The 18915-nt window shown below is 71.3% G+C and carries 17 protein-coding genes; 8 read left to right on the top strand and 9 right to left on the bottom strand.

Going from position 1 to position 18915, the window contains the following annotated elements; genetic code table 11:
- Positions 1–2: 2 nt before the first annotated feature.
- Entirely contained in the window at positions 3–1064 is a 1062-nt protein-coding gene (locus tag OG598_RS26290; RefSeq protein WP_328651520.1) for an LCP family protein, read from the top strand.
- 72 nt (positions 1065–1136) lie between these two features.
- On the opposite strand, the gene OG598_RS26285 is transcribed toward OG598_RS26290, so the two are convergent.
- Together OG598_RS26285 and OG598_RS26280 are read right to left on the bottom strand one after the other, a co-directional pair.
- Positions 1137–2708, bottom strand: a complete 1572-nt coding sequence (locus OG598_RS26285) for an LPXTG cell wall anchor domain-containing protein (protein ID WP_328651519.1) — start codon at positions 2706–2708, stop codon at positions 1137–1139.
- A 146-nt stretch (positions 2709–2854) separates the two neighbouring features.
- Positions 2855–3067, bottom strand: a complete 213-nt coding sequence (locus tag OG598_RS26280) for a hypothetical protein (RefSeq protein ID WP_328651518.1) — start codon at positions 3065–3067, stop codon at positions 2855–2857.
- 124 nt (positions 3068–3191) lie between these two features.
- Here OG598_RS26280 and OG598_RS26275 point away from each other — a divergent pair, with 124 nt between their 5' ends.
- Both OG598_RS26275 and fbaA read left to right on the top strand, forming a co-directional pair.
- Entirely contained in the window at positions 3192–3575 is a 384-nt protein-coding gene (locus OG598_RS26275; protein WP_238677616.1) for a phage holin family protein, read from the top strand.
- A gap of 135 nt (positions 3576–3710) precedes the next feature.
- Entirely contained in the window at positions 3711–4736 is a 1026-nt protein-coding gene (gene fbaA, locus OG598_RS26270) for a class II fructose-bisphosphate aldolase (protein ID WP_124853722.1), read from the top strand.
- A 51-nt stretch (positions 4737–4787) separates the two neighbouring features.
- On the opposite strand, the gene OG598_RS26265 is transcribed toward fbaA, so the two are convergent.
- Positions 4788–5981 carry an LOG family protein gene (locus OG598_RS26265; protein ID WP_328651517.1) on the bottom strand — a complete coding sequence of 398 codons (1194 nt, stop codon included), beginning with the start codon at positions 5979–5981 and terminating at the stop codon, positions 4788–4790.
- 249 nt (positions 5982–6230) lie between these two features.
- On the opposite strand from OG598_RS26265, the gene OG598_RS26260 reads away from it, so the two are divergent.
- Positions 6231–6659, top strand: coding sequence for a DUF3151 domain-containing protein (locus OG598_RS26260; protein WP_112586150.1), 429 nt, complete (start codon positions 6231–6233; stop codon positions 6657–6659).
- A gap of 45 nt (positions 6660–6704) precedes the next feature.
- Here the strand turns inward: OG598_RS26260 and OG598_RS26255 are convergent, their stop codons facing one another.
- Both OG598_RS26255 and OG598_RS26250 read right to left on the bottom strand, forming a co-directional pair.
- Positions 6705–8990: a MinD/ParA family ATP-binding protein gene (locus tag OG598_RS26255; RefSeq protein ID WP_328651516.1), complete on the bottom strand. Its 2286-nt coding sequence runs from the start codon at positions 8988–8990 to the stop codon at positions 6705–6707.
- A 91-nt stretch (positions 8991–9081) separates the two neighbouring features.
- Entirely contained in the window at positions 9082–10161 is a 1080-nt protein-coding gene (locus OG598_RS26250; RefSeq protein WP_328651515.1) for a diacylglycerol kinase family protein, read from the bottom strand.
- 124 nt (positions 10162–10285) lie between these two features.
- Here OG598_RS26250 and OG598_RS26245 point away from each other — a divergent pair, with 124 nt between their 5' ends.
- The 3 genes from OG598_RS26245 to purD all read left to right on the top strand — a co-directional run bounded on the left by OG598_RS26245 (position 10286) and on the right by purD (position 13999).
- Positions 10286–11575: an adenylosuccinate synthase gene (locus OG598_RS26245; RefSeq protein ID WP_210782949.1), complete on the top strand. Its 1290-nt coding sequence runs from the start codon at positions 10286–10288 to the stop codon at positions 11573–11575.
- A 145-nt stretch (positions 11576–11720) separates the two neighbouring features.
- Positions 11721–12659, top strand: coding sequence for a type IV toxin-antitoxin system AbiEi family antitoxin domain-containing protein (locus OG598_RS26240; protein WP_328651514.1), 939 nt, complete (start codon positions 11721–11723; stop codon positions 12657–12659).
- An 89-nt stretch (positions 12660–12748) separates the two neighbouring features.
- Positions 12749–13999, top strand: coding sequence for a phosphoribosylamine--glycine ligase (gene purD / locus OG598_RS26235; protein ID WP_328651513.1), 1251 nt, complete (start codon positions 12749–12751; stop codon positions 13997–13999).
- Positions 14000–14049: 50 nt separating this feature from the next.
- Here the strand turns inward: purD and OG598_RS26230 are convergent, their stop codons facing one another.
- The 3 genes from OG598_RS26230 to OG598_RS26220 form a co-directional block, all read right to left on the bottom strand.
- The gene (locus OG598_RS26230; protein ID WP_328651512.1) at positions 14050–15612 is read right to left on the bottom strand and encodes an AMP-binding protein; all 1563 of its coding nucleotides are present in this window, start codon (positions 15610–15612) and stop codon (positions 14050–14052) included.
- Positions 15613–15807: 195 nt separating this feature from the next.
- Entirely contained in the window at positions 15808–17022 is a 1215-nt protein-coding gene (locus OG598_RS26225) for an acyl-CoA dehydrogenase family protein (RefSeq protein WP_328651511.1), read from the bottom strand.
- Position 17023: 1 nt separating this feature from the next.
- Positions 17024–17476, bottom strand: coding sequence for an SCP2 sterol-binding domain-containing protein (locus OG598_RS26220; RefSeq protein WP_196920508.1), 453 nt, complete (start codon positions 17474–17476; stop codon positions 17024–17026).
- 67 nt (positions 17477–17543) lie between these two features.
- Between OG598_RS26220 and OG598_RS26215 the strand changes: the two genes are divergently transcribed.
- On the top strand, positions 17544–18182 hold the full coding sequence (locus OG598_RS26215; protein WP_112586169.1) for a TetR/AcrR family transcriptional regulator: 639 nt from the start codon (positions 17544–17546) through the stop codon (positions 18180–18182).
- On the opposite strand, the gene OG598_RS26210 is transcribed toward OG598_RS26215, so the two are convergent.
- Complete coding sequence (locus OG598_RS26210) at positions 18157–18858, bottom strand: DedA family protein (RefSeq protein ID WP_442931376.1); 702 nt, start codon at positions 18856–18858, stop codon at positions 18157–18159. The two genes, OG598_RS26215 and OG598_RS26210, sit on opposite strands and share 26 nt — an antisense overlap.
- Positions 18859–18915: the final 57 nt, after the last annotated feature.

Genomic DNA, 18915 nt, shown 5'->3' with positions numbered 1-18915 from the left:
ACATGATCGAGGATGACCTGCGTGCCGTGTTCGCCCGGCACGAAACGTTGACCCCGTCGACCGGCCCGCTGCGGGTCGCGATCGACCGGATCGCCGCTGTCCGCCGTCGCCGTCGGCAGCGGTTCCAGGCCGCCGGCGTCACGCTCGCCCTGCTCGCCGCGCTCGGAGTCGGGGTGCCGCAACTGGGCCCCGATCGGCCGGCGGAGGGCCCGTCGTTGTCCGGTCAACCGGCTGGCGCGCAGTCCGGGGCGCTGAACGTCCTGCTGCTCGGGGTGGACGGCTTCGGCGAGCAACCGTCGTACCGGTTGGCGGACTCCGTCCTGCTGGTGCACGTCCCGGCCGACCGGAGCCGGCCGTACCTCATCTCGTTGCCGCGCGACCTTGAGGTCTCGATCCCCGGCCGGGGGGTCGAGAAGCTCAACAGCGCGTTCTACAGCGGTGCCGGCGAGCCCCGGCCCGACCTGGACGCCGGCTACGACCTGACCCGCCGGGTGGTCGCCGACCTGACCGGGGTACGCGTCGACGCCGGCGCGGTGCTGACCTTCGCCGGGCTGCGCCGGATCACCGAGGCGGTCGACGGGGTGGAGGTGTGCCTACCGACGGAGGTTCGGTCCTGGCACACCCGCCGGACCTTCCCGGCCGGCTGTCAGGTGCTCGACGGAGCTGCCTCAGTCGATTTGCTGCGGCAACGGCGCTATCTGCCCGACGGCACGTTGGACCGGGACCGTAACGCCCAGCGCTACGTCGCCGGGCTGGTCCGGCGGGCGGTCGCCCAGGACGTGCTGACCAATCCGGTACGGCTCACCGCGCTGCTGTCGGCCGCCGGCAAGGGTCTGGCGGTCGACGACGACGGTCTGCCGCTGACCAGGCTGGTGGCGGTGCTGCCCGAGCTGAAGAGCGTCGACCCGGTGGGGCTCAGCCTGCCGGTCGGACCCCCGGGAGGCAATGCTTCGCGGCTGCCGCTGGACCCGAAGCAGGGCCCGGAGTTCCTTGCCGCGCTGCGCGAGGATCGGTTGGCGCAGTGGGTGGCGCAGCACCCGGAGCAGGTCAATCCCGTCCGGTGACGGACGAGGGCATCACGACGACGCCCCGCCGCCCCGTACCGGGGCGGCGGGGCGTCGTCGGGTCGGGGTGGGTCAGGCGGTGAAGCGGCCGCTCTGGCGTCGGGCGAGCAGGTAGCAGCCCGCACCGGTGACGAGCAGCAGGGCGCCGATGCCGGCGATCACTGTGGTGGGGGCGCCGGTGATGGGCAGCGAACCGCCACCGCCACCGCCACCGTCGCCATCACCGTCGCCTTGGCCACCGCCGCCCTGGGCCGCGTTGACCACGATGGTGGCCTTGTCGTTGGCCGGTTTGATGTCGTCCTTGAAGCCGCCGCCGGAGGGGCACTCGCACGGCGCGTTGACCCGCACCGCACCCCGGGCGTTGGGGATGACCTTGTCGATACGCAGCCGGAACTTCATGGTGTAGGTCTGTCCGGCCACCAGGAGCATCTCCGAGGCGCACAGGTACGTGCGGGTGGTGTCCTGCCGCAACCAGCAGTTGTCGGGGACCTCGACGGCGGTGGTGCCCGGCGGTAGCTCGACGTCGGTGTGGGTGGCGGCCTCGAAGTCTCCGTTCGTTCCGTCGAGCGTCGCCGGGCCGTTGTTCTGGAAGCCGACTGTCGCCGTGACGACGGCGCCGGCCGTGCCCTTGAGCGTGGCGCCGATCGCCGCGAGGTCGGTGCCGTTCTTGCCGGTGGCCTTGATGGTCCACCCGGTGTAGTCGTTACCCGGGCCGATGTCGGTCTGGGCGGCCTTCCGCACCCTGCTGGGTGCCTCGGCCAGAGTCAGTTTCGGGCCGCTGCCGGGGGTGGCCGCTCGTGCGCCGACGGCCGTCCGCACCCGGGTCAGGTCCTCGAAGTCGGCAGTGGTCATGAACTGGGCGTAGCCGACGTGGTTGGCCGGCGCGTAGGTGTCCTTGGCGAGTTCGAGGTTCAGCGTGGCGACGAGTCCGGTGCCCACCGGGATGTCCTCGTCGAACTGGCAGGAGACCAGGTGGTCGTCGGCGTAACGGCAGTTGCTGAACCGGTCCTTGGTGCGGATCGAGTAGGGGAGGTCGAAGACCGCGACGAATCCGTTGACGACCTTGTCGCCGGCGTTGGCCACGGCCAGCGGAACGGTGAACTTTCCACCCGGCTTCGCGGAGAGGCTGGTGTACGGTCCGCCGGCCAGGTCGACCCCCTCGCCGACCCGGACCCGTGAGGTGTAGCTGCCGCGCCGCCCGCCGGCCGCCTGGAAGCTGACCGCGACGTCGCCGGAGTCGCCGAGCTGCGCATCGTCGGTGAGGCCGAGGTGCACCCGCTTGGCCCCGTTGCGGTAGATCCCGCTGCCGAGCGGCGGCATCTCGTACAGGACGACATCCGAGGGCTCCGTGCAGACGAGAACGCCCGGCTCCGGCGCTGTGCACTTCTGGCCGTCGGCGGGAGTCACAGTGATCTTGGTGGCCAGGGAGCGGTAGTCGTACCGCACGGAGACGTCGGTGAGGACCGTCGGCTCGTCGGCGTGCAACAACAGGCCGCGGATGGGCGCCTCCGAGCCGATGGCCAGTGTGGCGTCCTGGAAGTAGGGCTCGATCGTGGGTGCGGCGACGGCGGGGGTGGCGGAGGCGGCGATCAACGCGCCAGCGACGCCGAGCCCGGTCAGCCAGCGGAACGAGTGCTTGAGCATGGGGTCCTCCCGTGGGGGTACAGGTGGCGCTCGTCCAACCTAGGGACGCCAGACTCCTCCGGTAACCCCTTCCGGATCGATATTCGTCTAATGACCCGAACGGCTGAACACCCCTGTCGCAACGGGCAGCCGACCTCGCTACGGAATCAGCGGTAGTCGTCCTCGTCCCCGGTGACCACCCGGGCCTGCTCCATCGCGTCCCAGTCGTCGACCTCCAGGCCGCGGTGCGGCTCACTGTCGACGTCGGCCGGGCCGGCGACAGTGGCCTGCTCGACCGCGTCGGCCGGGTCCGCCTCGGGGTCGCGTTCGTTGGGCGTGAGGTGGTCGCCGGGGGTGAAGTCCTCGTCGGGCTGACCCATCGTCCCTCCCGGGGGTCTCGGGGCACGGTTCCCACCCACCGTACGGGTTGGGCCGGCGCGCCGCCCGGAAGCGGAGTAGGCGGAATCAGCCCTCGGCGACGCGACCCGGTGCCAGGATGGTGCCGTGGGCTTCCTCATCAGACTGGCGATCACCGCTGTCGCGTTGTGGATAACCACGCTGATCGTTCCCGGGGTCGACGTGCATGGTCGTTCGGGTGGCAACACCGTCCTCACCCTGATCGTGGTGGCCCTGATCTTCGGCGTGATCAACGCGGTGCTCAAGCCGGTGATCCGGGTCGTCGGTTGTGTGTTCTACCTGCTGACCCTGGGCCTGTTCGCGCTGGTGGTCAACGCGTTGCTGTTCCTGCTCACCGATCGGATCGCCAGCGGGCTCGACCTGCCGTTCCAGGTGGACGGATTCTGGCCGGCGTTCTGGGGAGCCATCGTGATGACAGTGGTGACCTGGTTGATCAGCGTCATCGTGCCGGACAACCTGGACCGCCGGTGAACGGCTAGCACCCGGGTCGGTTGTTCCGGCGCACCTCACCTACGGGATACTTCCGGGCGGAGGACAGCGCGGTCCGGCGCACAAATGAAGAACAGCGGCCAGCAGGCCGAGAGTGGTAAGTAAGGAGCGCATCACATGCCCATCGCTTCCCCCGAGGCTTACGCGGAGATGCTGGACCGCGCCAAGGCTGGCCGGTACGCGTACCCCGCGATCAACGTGACCTCCTCCCAGACGCTGAACGCGGCGCTCAAGGGCTTCGCCGACGCGGAGAGCGACGGCATCATCCAGGTCTCCACCGGTGGCGCCGAATACCTCTCCGGCCCCTCGATCAAGGACATGGTCACCGGCGCCGTGGCGTTCGCCGCGTACGCGCACGAGGTCGCCAAGAAGTACTCGGTGAACATCGCCCTGCACACCGACCACTGCCCGAAGGACAAGCTGGACGGGTTCGTGCGTCCGCTGATGGGCATCTCGCAGGAGCGGGTGAAGCGCGGCGAGGAGCCGCTGTACCAGTCGCACATGTGGGACGGCTCGGCCGTGCCGGTCGCGGAGAACCTTCAGATCGCCGCGCAGCTGCTCGACGAGGCCGCCAAGGCCAAGATCGTCCTTGAGATCGAGGTCGGTGTCGTCGGTGGCGAGGAGGACGGCGTCGAGAACGCCATCAACGACAAGCTCTACACCACCACCGATGACGGCCTGGCCATGGTCGAGGCGCTCGGCCTCGGCGAGAAGGGCCGCTACATGGCGGCGCTGACCTTCGGCAACGTGCACGGCGTCTACAAGCCGGGCAACGTCAAGCTCCGTCCGGAGATCCTCAAGCAGATCCAGGACGCCGTCGGCGCCAAGTACGGCAAGGACAAGCCGCTCAGCCTGGTCTTCCACGGCGGCTCGGGCTCCCTGCTGAGCGAGATCCGCGAGGCTCTGGACTACGGCGTGGTGAAGATGAACATCGACACCGACACCCAGTACGCCTTCACCCGCCCCGTCGTGGACCACATGCTCCGCAACTACGACGGCGTGCTGAAGATCGACGGCGAGGTCGGCAACAAGAAGCAGTACGACCCGCGCGCCTGGGGCAAGGCCGCCGAGGCCGGTCTGGCCGCCCGGGTCGTCGAGGCCTGCGAGCACCTGCGCTCGACCGGCACCACGATGACCAAGTAACGACGTCCCACCCGACGGCCGGCTCCCCGCACGGGGAGTCGGCCGCCGTCGTCAGGTCGTCAGCAGGCGTACCGCCTCACGAACGTCGTCGGTGAGGTGGATCGTCGACGACAGGTCACCGAACGGGGACGCGGCCAGCAGCGGACGCAACAGCGCCTCCACCGGCAGCTCGACGGTCCAGTAGGCGCGGTCCAGGAAGATGTACGCCCCACTGGCGCCGTCGGTGCCGTAGTAGGTCTTGGTGGCCGCCTGGAACACCTCCTGCACAGTGCCCGCCCGCCCCGGCGCGAAGACGATGCCGCCCCGGGCGAGGCGCAGGATGGTGTCCTCCCGGATCGCGTTCGAGAAGTACTTCGCGATCCGCCCGGCGAACAGGTTCGCCGGCTCGTGTCCGTACAGCCAGGTCGGAATGGCCAGACCACCCGCACGCGCCCAGCCCAGGTCGTCGCCGCGCTGCCGGGGCACCCCCGCGTACCGCTGCCGGACCGTCAGCGCCGTGGCCGTGTACCGGTGGTGGTCGGTGAAGTCGGGGGCGGTGGCCAGCAGGTCGATCGCGGCCGTCACATCGGTCGCCGGGCGGTCCGCCAGGTAGGCGCCGAGGTTCGCGGCCTCCATCACACCCGGGCCGCCGCCGGTCACCACCAGCCGGTCGGCCCGCGCCAGCTCCCAACCCAGCACGGCCGCCATCCGGTACGCGGGACTGCCGCGCCGCACCGCGTGCCCGCCCATGATGCCCACCACCGACTGCGGCCCGTACGCGTTCAGCCAGACCCGGGCGGCGTCGGCCAACGCGTTGTCCACGCCGTGGTCGTGCAACCGCTGACCCAGCGCCTCCTTGACGTCCGGCAACGCGCCGCCGTGGGCCCGGTAGTGGTCGTACACCCTGGTGTCGTACATCCCGGTGAACCCGCCCTCGGCGAACCCGGCGGCCAGGTCGTCCGGGGTGTAGAGGTGCGTCGGCTGGGTCGGGTACGGCAGCCCGGAGAACGGCGGCACCACGTTCGCGCCGCGCCGGACCAGGTCGGCGCCGACGTCCCGGGACGCGAACCGGCAACCGACGAAGAGGGTGCCGGCGACGTCGACGCCGGTCAGGTCGGGCACCGGCGCGAGGTCGAGCCGCAGGCCCTGCACGGTCAGCCCGGCCAGCCGGCCGGCGGCCAGCTGTTGGTCGAACTCGGCGCGGGTCTGGATCTCACCGGCGTGCAGGTGCGGCTCGATGACGTCCGCGGGAGGTGGGGTCGGCACCGGGCCATCCTGCCCCTCCGCCGGGGCCGGTCAAACCTCGGGCCAGGGGTGGAACCGACAGGAGCCCGATGGTCGTGGCCACCGGGCTCCTGCATAACCGGTTCCTGGGGAGGCTCCGGACCATTAGTTGTAGTGGAAAACACCAGGCAGCGGCATAGGCCGCAGGCGTGACCAACTCCTCAGCCGTTCAGCGGGACACGTCGGCCGACCCGCTCGCGTGTCGCCCTGTCCAGCGGGTTGAATGGGGCGATGCAGAACCTTTTGCCAGAGCCACCGGCCACCCGCCTGCCCGTGAACGACGAGGCCGACGCCGCCCTGGCCGCCGCCGACGAGGCCGGCACCGATGAGGCGTACGCCAACGTGGCGGCCGGCTTCCCGACCTACAGCGCTGCCTGGGCTGAGCTCGCGGCGCGTGCGTTCGCGCAGGGCCAGGTGGTGACGGCGTACGCGTACGCCCGCACCGGTTACCACCGAGGCCTCGACCAGCTTCGCCGCAGTGGTTGGAAGGGGCACGGCCCGGTGCCGTGGTCACACGAGCCCAACCAGGGCTTCCTCCGCTGCCTCTACGTGCTGTCCCGCGCCGCAGACGAGATCGGCGAGGCCGACGAGGCGGCCCGCTGTGCCCAGTTCCTGCGCGACTGCGACCCGGAAGCGGCGGACGCGCTGGCGAGCAACTGACCCCGCCCCGACGGCCGGCCCGACATCGGGCCGGCCGTCGGCTGGTTACAACCCTTCGGCGACTGCCGCGGCGATCTTCAGCCAGGCGTCCCGGGTGGCCGAGGAGAGCCCGCCGTACCGGATCGGCTCGCCACTGTCGATGAGCCGCTCGTACGGGGCCAGCAGCACCGCCCGGGTGCGGGCCGCGAAGTGCTCCTGGATGGCCGGCAGGTCGATCTCCTTGCGGGACGGCGGCATCGACACCACGGTCACGGCCTGACGGACCAGCCGTTGCCGGCCGCTCTGCTCCAGGTGGTCGAGCATCCGGGCGGCGGTCTCGGCGGAGTCGTTACGGGCCGACATGGTGACCACCAACTGGTCGGTGGCGTCCATCGACGCCTGCCAGTTCTGCGCCCGGACGTTGTTCCCGGTGTCCACGAAGATCAACTTGTAGAACCGGCTGACCACCTCACGGATCTCGGCGAACGCGGCAGCCGTCAACATCTCGCCACCGGTGGCCGACTCGTCCGAGGCCAGGACGTCGAACATCCCCTCACCCTGCGAGCGGACGTACTGCGACAGGTCGCCGACCCGCCCGTGCGCACCCTGAAACTGCCCGAGGTCACGCAGCATGTCCCGCACCGTGCGGGCGTGGAAGTCCTGCTGGGCGCGCATCCCGAGGGTGCCCTGGGTCTCGTTGTTGTCCCAGGCCAGCACGTAGCCGCCGCGCTTCTGACCGAACGTCATCGCGAGCAGCAGGATGGCCACCGTCTTACCGGCGCCGCCCTTCGGGTTGACGACTGTCACCTGCCGCAGACCGCCGAAGTTGCGGCGCACCATCTCGATGTCCCGCTTGAGCTCCTGCTCGTGCCTCCCCGGAGAGAGGCGGAGCAGGCCCATCTTGTTGACCACCGCGCGTACACCCATTGTCGCCACCGGATCGGCGGGTCGAACCTGGCGGCGTCGGGCGAAGTCCTCGGCGGTCGGTGCGGCGGTGGTGTCCGGTGTCCAGCTCGCGTCCGGGTATGCGGCCGCGTCCGGGTACGCGGGGGCCGGTACCCGGGTCACCCCGTCGGCCTCCTGGTACGGCTGCCCGGGCGTGCCCCCGGGCGAGCCCTGCTGCCAGGGCGGTGGGTACCAACCCGGGGAGGGCGGGAACGGCCCGGGCGGTGGGGTCCCCGGCCCGGCCTGTCCAGGAGATTGCTGCGGTGCGGCAAGGCCGTGCGGCGGGTTGCTGAACTGCGTCACGTCGGGCGGCGGTGGAATCTGCGCCGGACCGGCCTGGCCGGGGATGAACGGCTGCCCGGGGTGTGCCTGCCCGGGACCGGCGTGCGGGACGACCGGCGGAGGCGGAATCGGAGGCGTCCCGCCGGCCTCTTCCTGGGCGGGCGCGGTCGTTCCGGCCGGGCGTTGCGGCGGGTACGCCCACGGCGACTCGGCAATCGGCCGCGCCGGCCCGTCGGGGGACCCGTCCGCACCGGGCCCACCGGGCTGTGGTGCCGGCTGGCCGGGCTGCGGTGTCGGCCCGCCAACCTGCGGCGCGGTCCCACCGGCCTGCGGTGCCGGCCCACCAACCTGTGGCGTCGGCCGGCCAGTCTGTGGTGTTGGCCCGCCAACCTGCGGCGCGGTCCCGCCAGGTTGCGATGCCGGCCCGGCCGCCGCGAGGGCTGCGGCCGAGGGATCTGCCGGCGCGGGGCCGGCGGCCGTCGGGCTGTCGGCGACGCGCGGGCTGTCGACGGTGTTCGGGCTGTCGGTGGCGTTCGGGCTCGCGGCGGACGCGGTGGCCGCCGGGATGGGCCGGTCGCTTGCTGCGGCCGTGGCGGGGCGGTCGGCGGGTGCCGCTGCGGCGGGGCGGTCGGCGGCGGCGGTCGGGTGGTCCAGGGTGAACGGCAGGTTCAGGTCCACACCGCCCGGGCCGGTCGACGGCGGCGTCGGCTGGGCACCGGTCGCTGGCGGAGCGGGCGGCGGTGACGCAGCGGCCGGGTCGGTCGGCGGCGGCCAACTCGGCTGCGCCGGCGCCCAACCCGACCCGACGCCGGACGGGCCGCTGGCCCCCCACCCCCCGGGCGCCGGGACGGCGCCGCTGAGCGACGGGTAGTCCGACGGCGAGGGCGGCGACTGGGCCGCAACGCCGGGCTGGCCGGGAACCGGCGGTCGCCCGATCGGCGGCGCAGCCACCGGTGGCGTGACCGGATGCGTGACCGGCGACGGCGCACCCCGCTGCTCGGCGACCGCAGCCCACGGCGGCACCGCGCCCCGGTCGCCCGGATCCGGCGGCCAGAGTGGTTCGACGTCCCGCTCCGGCACCGGCTGCTGGCCGGGCACCTGCGCCCGGTCGGCGTTCTCGTCCATTACGGCCCTCCCCAGTCCTCCTGCGAGGATAGGCCCAATCGCCCAACAGGGCCGATCGGCGCAGGCAGGTCGGCCGGTCGGTGCGGCGAGGTCAGATCGACCAGACCGCCCAGGCGCCCGGCTCGACCCACCAGGAACGCTTACGGGTCAACTCGCCCTCGACACCATCGTCGAGGTACGGCACCTTGCCCTCCCTGGGCAGCACCGACACCGCCCGCCCACGGGCCCGCCGAACTTCGAGGCGTACCCGCTTGCGCCCCCACGCCGAGCGGACGACCACCGGCACTGCCACCGCGACCTCGACCTGGCCGTCGGCCGGGTCCGGCGCGGTCAGCAGCGTCACGTCGTTGAGCGTCGCGTACCCGCCGGCGTTGCCGACCGCGCAGGCCAGCAGCGGTTCCGCACCGTCGGTGAGGATGGTGTCGTCGACCTCCACCCGGGCGCGCCAGTGCAGCGGCCGGCCGGCGTCGTCGGCCGCGCCGAGGAGCGCGCCGTCCAGGGTCACCGAGCCGCCGTCGTTGCGCAGCAGGTCCAGCCGGCGCGGCGTGCCGTCCAGCACCGCGGCGGCCACCGCCGCCGGGTCACGGGGCAGCCCGAGCTGCGCGGCCAGGTCCCGGTGGGTGCCGCCACGGGCCGGGTCGAGCGGGAGTACGGCCACCGGCGGCAGGTCGGGCAGGGTCCGGTTGCCGGGCAGATCCGCCGGGCGCTTGCTCGGCGCCGGGGCGTACCGCTTGACCAGCCGGCGCAGCACGGCGCGCAACTGCCCGTCGCTGGCCGTGGCGACGACCAGCCGGGTCTTGCTGTCCGGGTCCGGCCAGGTGAGGCCGTCCGGGCGGGCCGGGCCGTCGAGCCGGGCCAACACCGCGTCGATCTCGGCGTCGGAGCGGGCGGTGACCGTCTCCACCCGGGCGCCCCGGGCGTTCAGCGCGTCGGCGCACGCCAGCACCGGCACCCGTGGCCGCTCCGTCGCGCACTGCCCGGTGTCGGTGCTGGCCTGGCCGGTGCCGGTCTGGTCGCTGTTGGCCTGGTCGGTGTTGGCGTGGCCGGTGTCGGTCTGGCTCGTCGGAGCGGTGTCGGCCCCGGTCGCGCCGCCGCAGCAGGCCCCGCCGCTGCCACAGCCCCCGGGAGCGTCCCGCTCCGAACCGAGGGTGAGCAGCACCACGTCGTACACGGAAGGAGCCTCCTGCCTCTCGGCGCGACCCCTGCCGGCCACGCCGTCACTACTTGTTAACCTGACACCCCGGGCTCGCCGAGCGGTCGCCACCTGGCACCCGAGCCTTCTGGAGGCGGAAAAGATGCCAGCGATCGTGCTCATCGGCGCTCAGTGGGGCGACGAGGGCAAGGGCAAGGTTACCGACCTGCTGGGTGAGCGGGTCGACTACGTCGTGCGCTACTCCGGCGGCAACAACGCCGGGCACACGGTGATCACCCCGGACGGTCAGAAGTACGCGCTGCACCTCATGCCGTCCGGCGCGCTCTCGCCGAACGCGATGATCGTCATCGGCAACGGTGTGGTGGTCGACCCGAAGGTGCTGCTCGCCGAGATCGACGGCCTGGCGGAGCGCGGCGTCGACGTGTCCCGGCTGCGGATCTCCGGCGACGCGCACCTGATCATGCCGCACCACCGGGCGCTGGACCGGGTCATCGAGCGCTACCTCGGCTCGTCCCGGATCGGCACCACCGGCCGTGGCATCGGCCCGGCGTACGGCGACAAGGTCGCCCGGATCGGCATCCGCCTCCAGGACCTGCTCGACCCGGGCATCCTGCGCAAGAAGCTGGAACTCGCGCTGCGCGAGAAGAACCAGATCCTGTTCAAGGTCTACAACCGCAAGGCGATCGACCTCGAGGCGACCGTCGAGGAGTACCTGGCGTACGCGGAGCGGCTCAAGCCGTACATCGCGGAGACCCGGGCGATGCTCTGGGACGCCCTGGACCGGGGCGAGACGGTGCTGCTGGAAGGCGCCCAGGCCACCATGCTCGACATGGACCACGGCACCTACCCCTTCGTGACCTCGTCCAACCCGACCGCCGGTGGCGCCTGCGTCGGCGCGGGCATCCCGCCGACCGCGATCAACAAGGTCATCGCGGTGAGCAAGGCGTACACCACCCGGGTGGGTGCCGGGCCGTTCCCGACCGAGCTGTTCGACGCCAACGGTGACCACCTGCGCAAGATCGGCGCGGAGTACGGCACCACCACCGGGCGGGAGCGCCGGTGCGGGTGGTTCGACGCGGTCGTCGCCCGGTACGCCTGCCGCCTCAACGGCGTCACCGACCTGGTCATCACCAAGCTGGACGTGCTCACCGGCCTGCCCAAGGTGCCGATCTGCGTCGGCTACGAGATCAACGGCGTCCGGGTCGACGACATGCCGATGAGCCAGACGGACTTCCACCACGCCAAGCCCGTCTTCGAGGAACTCGACGGCTGGTGGGAGGACATCACCAAGGCCCGCACCATCGACGACCTCCCGGAGAACGCCCGCCGCTACATCGCGAGGGTCGAAGAACTCTGCAACACGAGGGTGAGTGTCGTAGGCGTAGGCCCAGGCCGAGAAGAAAACGTAGTCCTCCACCCCCTCCTCCCCTAACCCCACCGCTCACTGCGGTGATCATGGGGTTAACGGGCTATTCGATCTACAAAAGTCCCGTTAACCCCATGATCGCTGAGAGGGTGGGCACCGTTGTCCACAGGGTTATCCACAGGGGTGGTGGTTGGGTGGTTGAGCGGTCAGCGTGGGCTTTGTGGATCGCGCAAGGTTTGTTCGCTCGGTTGCTGCCGACCAGGATGACCTGATCACCCGAGCGCAGGCGCTGAGGGCCGGCTTCAGCCGGCACGAAATCGACCATCTGGTAGCTGCTGGTCGTTGGCGAGCACTTGCTCGATCGGTCTATCTGACGCGCGGCCCGAACGGTGACCCACCTGCTCGTCGGTGTCGCATCCGTGCTGCCGTTCTCTCGCTGGGCCCGGCGGCTCATGCGGTGTTCGGCACCGCGGCTGAGTTGTACGGCATCGCCGGACTGCCGCGCCAGGACGAGATCCATGTGGGGCTGCCGGGCAGGGCCGCAAAGATGGCGCGGGTGTCGGATCCCGCAATCGTGCTGCACCAACTCGAACGCCCTCTGGGCGCGGTGGTGCAGGTGAACGGGATCGCGGCTACGGAGCCACGCCTGACTGTTTCCGAAATCATCCTGCGGGAGTGTCGGTACGCGGCGGTCTCGGTGCTCGATTCCGCCATCAATCGAGGGCTGCTCACGCCCGAATGTCTGGCAACCATTCCAGCGCTGATTCGAGGCCGACGTGGTGCGGTCGCAGCACGCGGCTATCTCGCTGAGGCGGATGGCCGGGCGCAGTCGCCACTGGAGACTCGCTCTCGACTTCGATGCGTTGACGGGGGAGTTCCGCCGGACGCGCTGCAGTTGGAGGTGCGCGACGATGACGGCTACCTGCTCGGCATTGGCGACCTGGGCTGGCGCGGCCCAAAGCTGATCGCCGAAGCGGACGGCCGAGACGCGCATGGCACCCCGGAGGCCGCGTACGCCGACCGCCGCCGCCAGAACCGCCTGGTCAACGCCGGCTGGACCGTCCTCCGCTTCACCTGGCAGGACACCCTCCACCCCACCTACATCCCCCACACGGTCCACCAAGCGATCGCAACCCTTCGTTCCCGTTGATCATGAGGTTGACTGGCCATTGGATCACCAGATGGTCCGTCAACCTCATGATCAACGGTGAGGTGAAGGGGGACAGTAGGATCTCGGGCGTGCGGGTTCTTTTGGTGGGTGGTGGCGGGCGGGAGCACGCGCTTGCGCTCGGCCTGGTGGCGGATTCGGGTGTTTCCGCGCTGATTGCGGCGCCGGGTAATCCGGGGATCGCCAGCGTGGCTGAGCTGCGGGCGGTCACTCCGACAGATCCGGCCGCGGTGGCGGCGTTGGCCGTGGAGATGGCGGCTGACCTGGTGGTGGTCGGGCCCGAGGCGCCACTGGTCGCCGGGGTCGCCGATGCGGTACGCGCCAAGGGCATCGCCGTGTTCGGTCCATCCGGTGCGGCCGCGCAGCTGGAGGGCTCCAAGGCGTTCGCCAAGGACGTGATGACCGCCGCCGGTGTGCCGACCGCCCGGGCGTACGTCTGCACGGACGAGGAGAGCACCGCTCGGGCGCTGGACGAGTTCGGCGCGCCGTACGTGGTGAAGGACGACGGGCTCGCCGCCGGCAAGGGCGTGGTGGTGACCGACGACCGGGCCGCCGCGTTGGCGCACGCCAACGAGTGTGGGCGTGTCGTGGTCGAGGAGTTCCTCGACGGCCCGGAGGTCAGCCTCTTCGTGGTCACCGACGGCGAGGCGGCGTTGCCGCTGGTGCCGGCACAGGACTTCAAGCGGCTCGGCGACGGCGACACCGGGCCGAACACGGGTGGCATGGGGGCGTACGCGCCGCTGGCCTGGACCCCGTCCGGCCTGGTCGACGACGTGATGCGGGATGTGGTCCACCCGACGCTCGCGGAGATGCGTCGCCGGGGTACCCCGTTCGCCGGCCTGCTCTACGTCGGGCTCGCGATCACCGCCGCCGGCCCTCGGGTGATCGAGTTCAACGCGCGCTTCGGTGACCCGGAGACCCAGGTGGTGCTCGCGTTGCTGGAGACCCCGCTGGGTGGGCTGCTGCACGCGGCGGCCACCGGCTCGTTGGCCGAGCACCCGCCGCTGCGGTGGCGGGACGGCAGCGCCGTGACAGTGGTGCTCGCCTCGGCCGGTTATCCGGCCGCGCCGCGCACCGGCGACGTGATCACCGGTGCGGACCGTCCGGGCATCATCCACGCGGGCACCGCCCGCCGGGCCAGCGACGGCGCGTTGCTGTCCGCTGGCGGCCGGGTCCTTTGCGGTACGGCCACCGGCGCCGACCTGGCTGCAGCGCGGGACGCCGCGTACGCGCTGGTGGACGGGGTGGAGTTGGCTGGCTCGCAGCACCGCACCGACATCGCCGCCGCCGCGATCGAGGGTCGGATCACGATTCCCGGCTGAACACCGACGTCGACCCGGCGGCACGCACCAGCCGACGCGCCTCGCCGCCGTCAGCCGTAGTAGCGGCGCAGTTCTCGGCTGAGTACCTTGCCGGTGGCGTTGCGGGGCAGGTACTTCACGAAGATCACGTCCCGGGGGACGCTGAACCGGGCCAGGAAGTGCCGGACGTACTCGCGCACCGCCTCGGGGTCGAGGGTCTCGCCGGGGTGCAGGGCGAGGAACGCGGAGAGGCGCTGGCCGTACTCGGGGTCGGGCACGCCGATCACGGCCGCCTCGCGGACCTGTGGCAGTTGTGCGAGCAGGTCCTCCACCTCGGACGGGAAGACGTTCTCCCCACCAGAGACGATCATGTCGTCGGCCCGGCCGTCGACGAAGAGCAGCCCGTCGGCGTTGAGCCGGCCGAGGTCGCCGGTGTCGAGCAGACCGTCGTGGGTTTCCCGGTTGGCGCCTGAGGTGTAGCCCTCGAAGAGCATCTCGTTGCCGACGCAGATCCGCCCGACCCGTCCGTCCGGTACGGGTCGGCCGTCGTCGTCGAGCAACTCCAGCCGGGTGCCGTGCGGCGGGCGGCCGGCGGTGGTGGGTGCCTGACGCAGGTCCTGCGGGCCGGCGATGGAGGCCCAGGAGACCTCGGTGGACCCGTAGAGGTTGTAGAGGACGTCTCCGTAGACGTCCATGAACTTCGGGGCCAGTCCGCCGGGCAGGGCGGAGCCGCTGACCGCGACGACCTTCAGCGGTGGACGCGGGTCCGGTGGGGGCACCTCCAGCAGCCGTTGCACCATCACGGGTACGGCGAAGAGCGCGTCGCACCGGTGCTCGCTCAGGGCGGCGAGCGTGGCGGCCGGGTCGAAGCGGCGGTGCAGCACGATGGTGGCCCGTAGTGCCAGGCAGACCTGGAGGGCGGCGAATCCCCAGGTGTGAAAGATCGGGGCGGCGATCATCACGCGGTCCCGGGCGTGCAGGGGGATGCGGTCGATGATGGACACCAGTGGGCCGAAGCCGCTGGGCGTCGGCCGGCGAGCGCCCTTGGGCGTACCGGTGGTGCCGGAGGTGAGCACGATGATCCGGCCGTCGCGCTCGGGCGGGTGCAGGTCACCCGGCAGTGCCCCGGCCACCAACTCCTCGCGCGCGCGTTCGTCGAGCCGGGACAGTTCGGCGGGGAGGCCGAGGACCCGGTCGGCGAACTCGTCGTCGTGTACGAGGAGCCGCAGCCGCTGTTCCTCGGCGACGGTGCCCAGTTGGGCGGCGCTGAGCCCGGTGTTGACGAGTACCGCGTCGACGCCGAGCAGGGTGGCGGCGACGATCGTCTCAATCAGCCCGTGGTGGTTGCGGCAGAGCACGCCGATCCGGTCGCCGGCCTGTACGCCGAGCCCGGCCCGCATCGAGCGGGCCATCCGTTCGGCCCGATCGAGCAGGTCGTGGTAGGTCAGCTCGACGCCGTTCTCGTCGATGACGGCGGGACGGCCCGGGTCTCGGGCGGCTGCTTGGCGTAGCTCGCCTGCCAGGCTCCACCCCCACGTGCGCAACGCGTTGAGCTGCGAGGCGACCCGGACCGGGCTGCCGGGGGTGAGCAGCCCGCGACGGGTCAGCGTGGCAACGATGAACGGCAGGTCCATGCCGCAGACCTCCTCGGGGTGGTGCGCGGACGGGGCGTCGGCATGCCCCGTCCATCAGGGCTTCTTTCCTTGATCATGCACTGGGCGCGGCTGAAGGCCCAGTTGGCGTCGGCGTGGGGTGACAAAGACGGCACAGATCGTGGAATCCGGGCCACCGTCGGCCCAACCCCGGTCGAGGGGCTGGGCCGACGGCGGTCAGCGGATCTGCATCCCGGAGATCGCCCGGGAGATGACCAGTCGTTGAATTTCCGAGGTGCCCTCGAAGATGGTGTAGATCTTGGCGTCCCGGTACCAGCGTTCGACCGGGTGGTCACGCAGGAAGCCGGCTCCGCCGAGCAGTTGCACTGCCTTCTCGGTGACCGACACGGCCACCTCGCCGGCCTTGAGCTTGGACATCGATCCTTCACCCGCTGTGAACGGGCGGTTGTTGCGGCCCATCCACGAGGCCCGCCAGACCAGCAGCCGCGCCGCGTCGATCTCCATCCGCATGTCGGCCAGCGCGAACGCGACCGCCTGGTTCTCGATGATCGGGCGTCCGAACTGGACCCGGTCCTTCGCGTAGTCGAGGGCGTACTCGTAGGCGGCCCGGGCCACGCCGAGCGCCTGGGCGCCGACTGTGGGTCGGGACAGCTCGAAGGTGCGCATCGCGGCCTGCCCGGTGGCCCGCTGACCGGAGCGGGCCCGGTCGAGGCGTGCCAGCAATGCGTCCCGTCCGCCGAGCAGGCAGCGGCCGGGTACGCGGACCCCGTCGAGGAAGACGTCGGCGGTGTGCGACGCGCGGAGGCCGAGTTTGCGCAGCTTGCGGGTGGCGGCCAGGCCGGGGGTGCCCGGCGGTACGACGAACGCCGCCTGACCCCGGGAGCCGAGCGTGGGGTCGACGGAGGCGGTGACCACGTGCACTCCGGCGATTCCGCCGTTTGTGGCGTACGCCTTCTGACCGGTGAGCACCCACTCGTCGGTGGCCTCGTCGTAGACGGCCCGGGTGCGCATCGCGCCGACGTCGGAGCCGGCTTCCGGCTCGCTGGTGCAGAAGGCGGCGACGGCCGGCGAGTCGACGTCGCCGAAGCACTGCGGCACCCACTCGACCATCTGGTCGGGGGTGCCGGCACCGTAGATGGCGGCGACGGCGAGGGAGGTGCCGAAGATGCTCATGCCGATGCCGGCGTCACCCCAGAAGAGTTCTTCGCTGGCGATCGGTAGGGAGAGCCCGGTCGGGTCGGCCCAGCAGGTGGCGAGGAACTCGAAGCCGTAGAGGCCGACCTTGGCGGCTTCCTGGATCACCGGCCACGGGGTGTCCTCGCGCTCGTCCCACTCGGCGGCGGCTGGGCGCACGACCTCGGCGGCGAAGCCGTGCACCCAGTCGCGTAGATCCCGCTGTTCCTCGTTCAGGTCGAGCGAGAACTCAGCCATGTCAGGCCTTGGGGATGTCGAACAGGTTGGCGATGTTGGCGGCGAGGCCGAGGTCGCCCTTCGCCTTCAACTTGCCGGTCATGAACATCATCACCGGGTTGGCGCCACCGGAGACGATCTTCAGGAACTCGACCGGGCCCATGGTGAGGCTCAGCTTCGGGTCGTGCTGCGGGGTCTCGTTGACGACGCAGGTGCCGTCGGCGATGACCACCTCGTAGGTGTCGCTGCCGCCGTCGGGGCGACCGGTGATGATCCAGTGGATGACCGCGTTCGTGGAACCGGCCCGGTCCGCGCGGAACAGCGACGGCATCCGGCCGAACACCTCGCCCAGGACCTTGTCGCGCAGGTCGCCGGACATCACCTGGGCGATCTTGTCGTCCGGGGTGGACTTGACCAGCTGGGCGAACTCCTTGGGGCCCACGTTGGCGAAGGTGGCCGGGTCGAAGTCAGTCATCAGGTGCGCCTTCCGGAAGATTGGCTACTCGCGCGTAACCCTACGCACGAGTAGGTATGCTCGCAAGGTGTCCAGCGTCCCCGCCTTCAAGCGCCTGCCTCGCGCCGTCCGCGAGCAGCAGATGCTCGACGCGGCCGTCAAGGTCTTCTCCCGACGTGGCTTTCACGCCGCCAGCATGGACGAGATCGCCGAGGACGCCGGCATCTCCAAACCCATGGTGTACGCGTACCTCGGCACCAAGGAGGAGCTCTTCGTCGCCTGCCTGCACCGGGAGGGCACCCGGATGATGCAGGCCATCGCCGGGGCGGCGGCTCCCGACCTGCCGGCCGACGAGCGGCTCTGGCGCGGGCTGAGGGCGTTCTTCGGCTTCGTGGGCGCCCACCGGGACGGGTGGGCGGTGCTCTACCGGCAGGCCCGGGGCGAGCAGCCGTTCGCCGGCGAGTTGGCCACCATGCGGGCCCGGCTGGTCGAGGTGGTCGCCGGAATGCTCGACCACGCACTGCGCGCCGAGGGCCGCGAGATCGCCGCCATCGACCTGGAGGTCGTCGCGTACGCCCTGGTCGGCGCTACCGAGTCGTTGGCCGACTGGCTCGCGGACCACCCGGACGCCGACCCGGAGAAGACTGCCACCCGGATGATGAACGTGGCCTGGCTCGGTGCCGCCCAATTGCTGCACGGCGTCACCTGGCGTCCGCCGGCCGACTGACGGCCCCGGCGGGAAGGGCGTCGGTGCCCGGCTCGCCGGCCCGCGCCGTACGGCGGCGGTTGCGGAGCCAGCGGACCACCTCGACGACCACAGTCACCGTCAGGGCGAGGCCCAGACCGAGCAGGAGACCGCGCAGCGGGTCCTGCTCGAAGGCAAGCCCGCCGACGTAGCCGACCAGCGCCGAGTAGAGCCCCCACGAGCCGGCGGCCAGCGCGTCGAAGGCCAGGAACCGTCGCCGTGGATAGCGCACCGCACCCATGGTGAGTGTGACAGCGGTCCGGCCGCCCGGAACGTAGCGGGCCACTGTGAGGATCAGACCGCCCCGGGTGGCGATCCCCCGACGGGCCCGCTCGATGGCGGCTCGGCGTCGACCGTCGGGCGGCAGCCGGTCGAGCAACCGGGTGCCGCCACCCCTCCCGATGGCGTACGAGATGTGGTCGCCGACCAGCGCCCCGGCGGCGGCCACCAGGACCACCGCCGGCAGGTACGGCGCTCCGGAGGCCGCGAACACCCCTGCGGTGATCACCGCCGTCTCGCTCGGCACCACCGGGAAGAAGCCGTCGAGCACCGCGATCGCGAAGATCGCCAGGTACACCCAGGGTGAGGACATCGTGTCGTGCAGCAGGTCGAGCAGATCCATGATCTCGATGCTGGTCGGGGCGGCTGCTCCCGACATCGGCCAGTGGTCAGCTGGGCGGCACTACTTAGGTAGCGGCCGGCCCGGACTGTGCAT

The organism is Micromonospora sp. NBC_00330 (assembly GCF_036136635.1).
Lineage (GTDB): Bacteria > Actinomycetota > Actinomycetes > Mycobacteriales > Micromonosporaceae > Micromonospora > Micromonospora salmantinae.
Note: the sequence above shows the minus strand (reverse complement) of the source record. Positions and strands in the feature narration are given on the sequence as shown.

Excerpts from the sequence above, each read along its gene's own strand:
- OG598_RS26290 (WP_328651520.1), top strand. The coding sequence starts at position 3 with ATGATCGAGGATGACCTGCGTGCCGTGTTCGCCCGGCACGAAACGTTG.
- OG598_RS26285 (WP_328651519.1), bottom strand. The coding sequence starts at position 2,708 with ATGCTCAAGCACTCGTTCCGCTGGCTGACCGGGCTCGGCGTCGCTGGC.
- OG598_RS26280 (WP_328651518.1), bottom strand. The coding sequence starts at position 3,067 with ATGGGTCAGCCCGACGAGGACTTCACCCCCGGCGACCACCTCACGCCC.
- fbaA (WP_124853722.1), top strand. The coding sequence starts at position 3,711 with ATGCCCATCGCTTCCCCCGAGGCTTACGCGGAGATGCTGGACCGCGCC.
- OG598_RS26260 (WP_112586150.1), top strand. The coding sequence starts at position 6,231 with ATGCAGAACCTTTTGCCAGAGCCACCGGCCACCCGCCTGCCCGTGAAC.
- OG598_RS26255 (WP_328651516.1), bottom strand. The coding sequence starts at position 8,990 with ATGGACGAGAACGCCGACCGGGCGCAGGTGCCCGGCCAGCAGCCGGTG.
- OG598_RS26245 (WP_210782949.1), top strand. The coding sequence starts at position 10,286 with ATGCCAGCGATCGTGCTCATCGGCGCTCAGTGGGGCGACGAGGGCAAG.
- OG598_RS26230 (WP_328651512.1), bottom strand. The coding sequence starts at position 15,612 with ATGGACCTGCCGTTCATCGTTGCCACGCTGACCCGTCGCGGGCTGCTC.
- OG598_RS26225 (WP_328651511.1), bottom strand. The coding sequence starts at position 17,022 with ATGGCTGAGTTCTCGCTCGACCTGAACGAGGAACAGCGGGATCTACGC.
- OG598_RS26220 (WP_196920508.1), bottom strand. The coding sequence starts at position 17,476 with ATGACTGACTTCGACCCGGCCACCTTCGCCAACGTGGGCCCCAAGGAG.
- OG598_RS26210 (WP_442931376.1), bottom strand. The coding sequence starts at position 18,858 with ATGTCGGGAGCAGCCGCCCCGACCAGCATCGAGATCATGGATCTGCTC.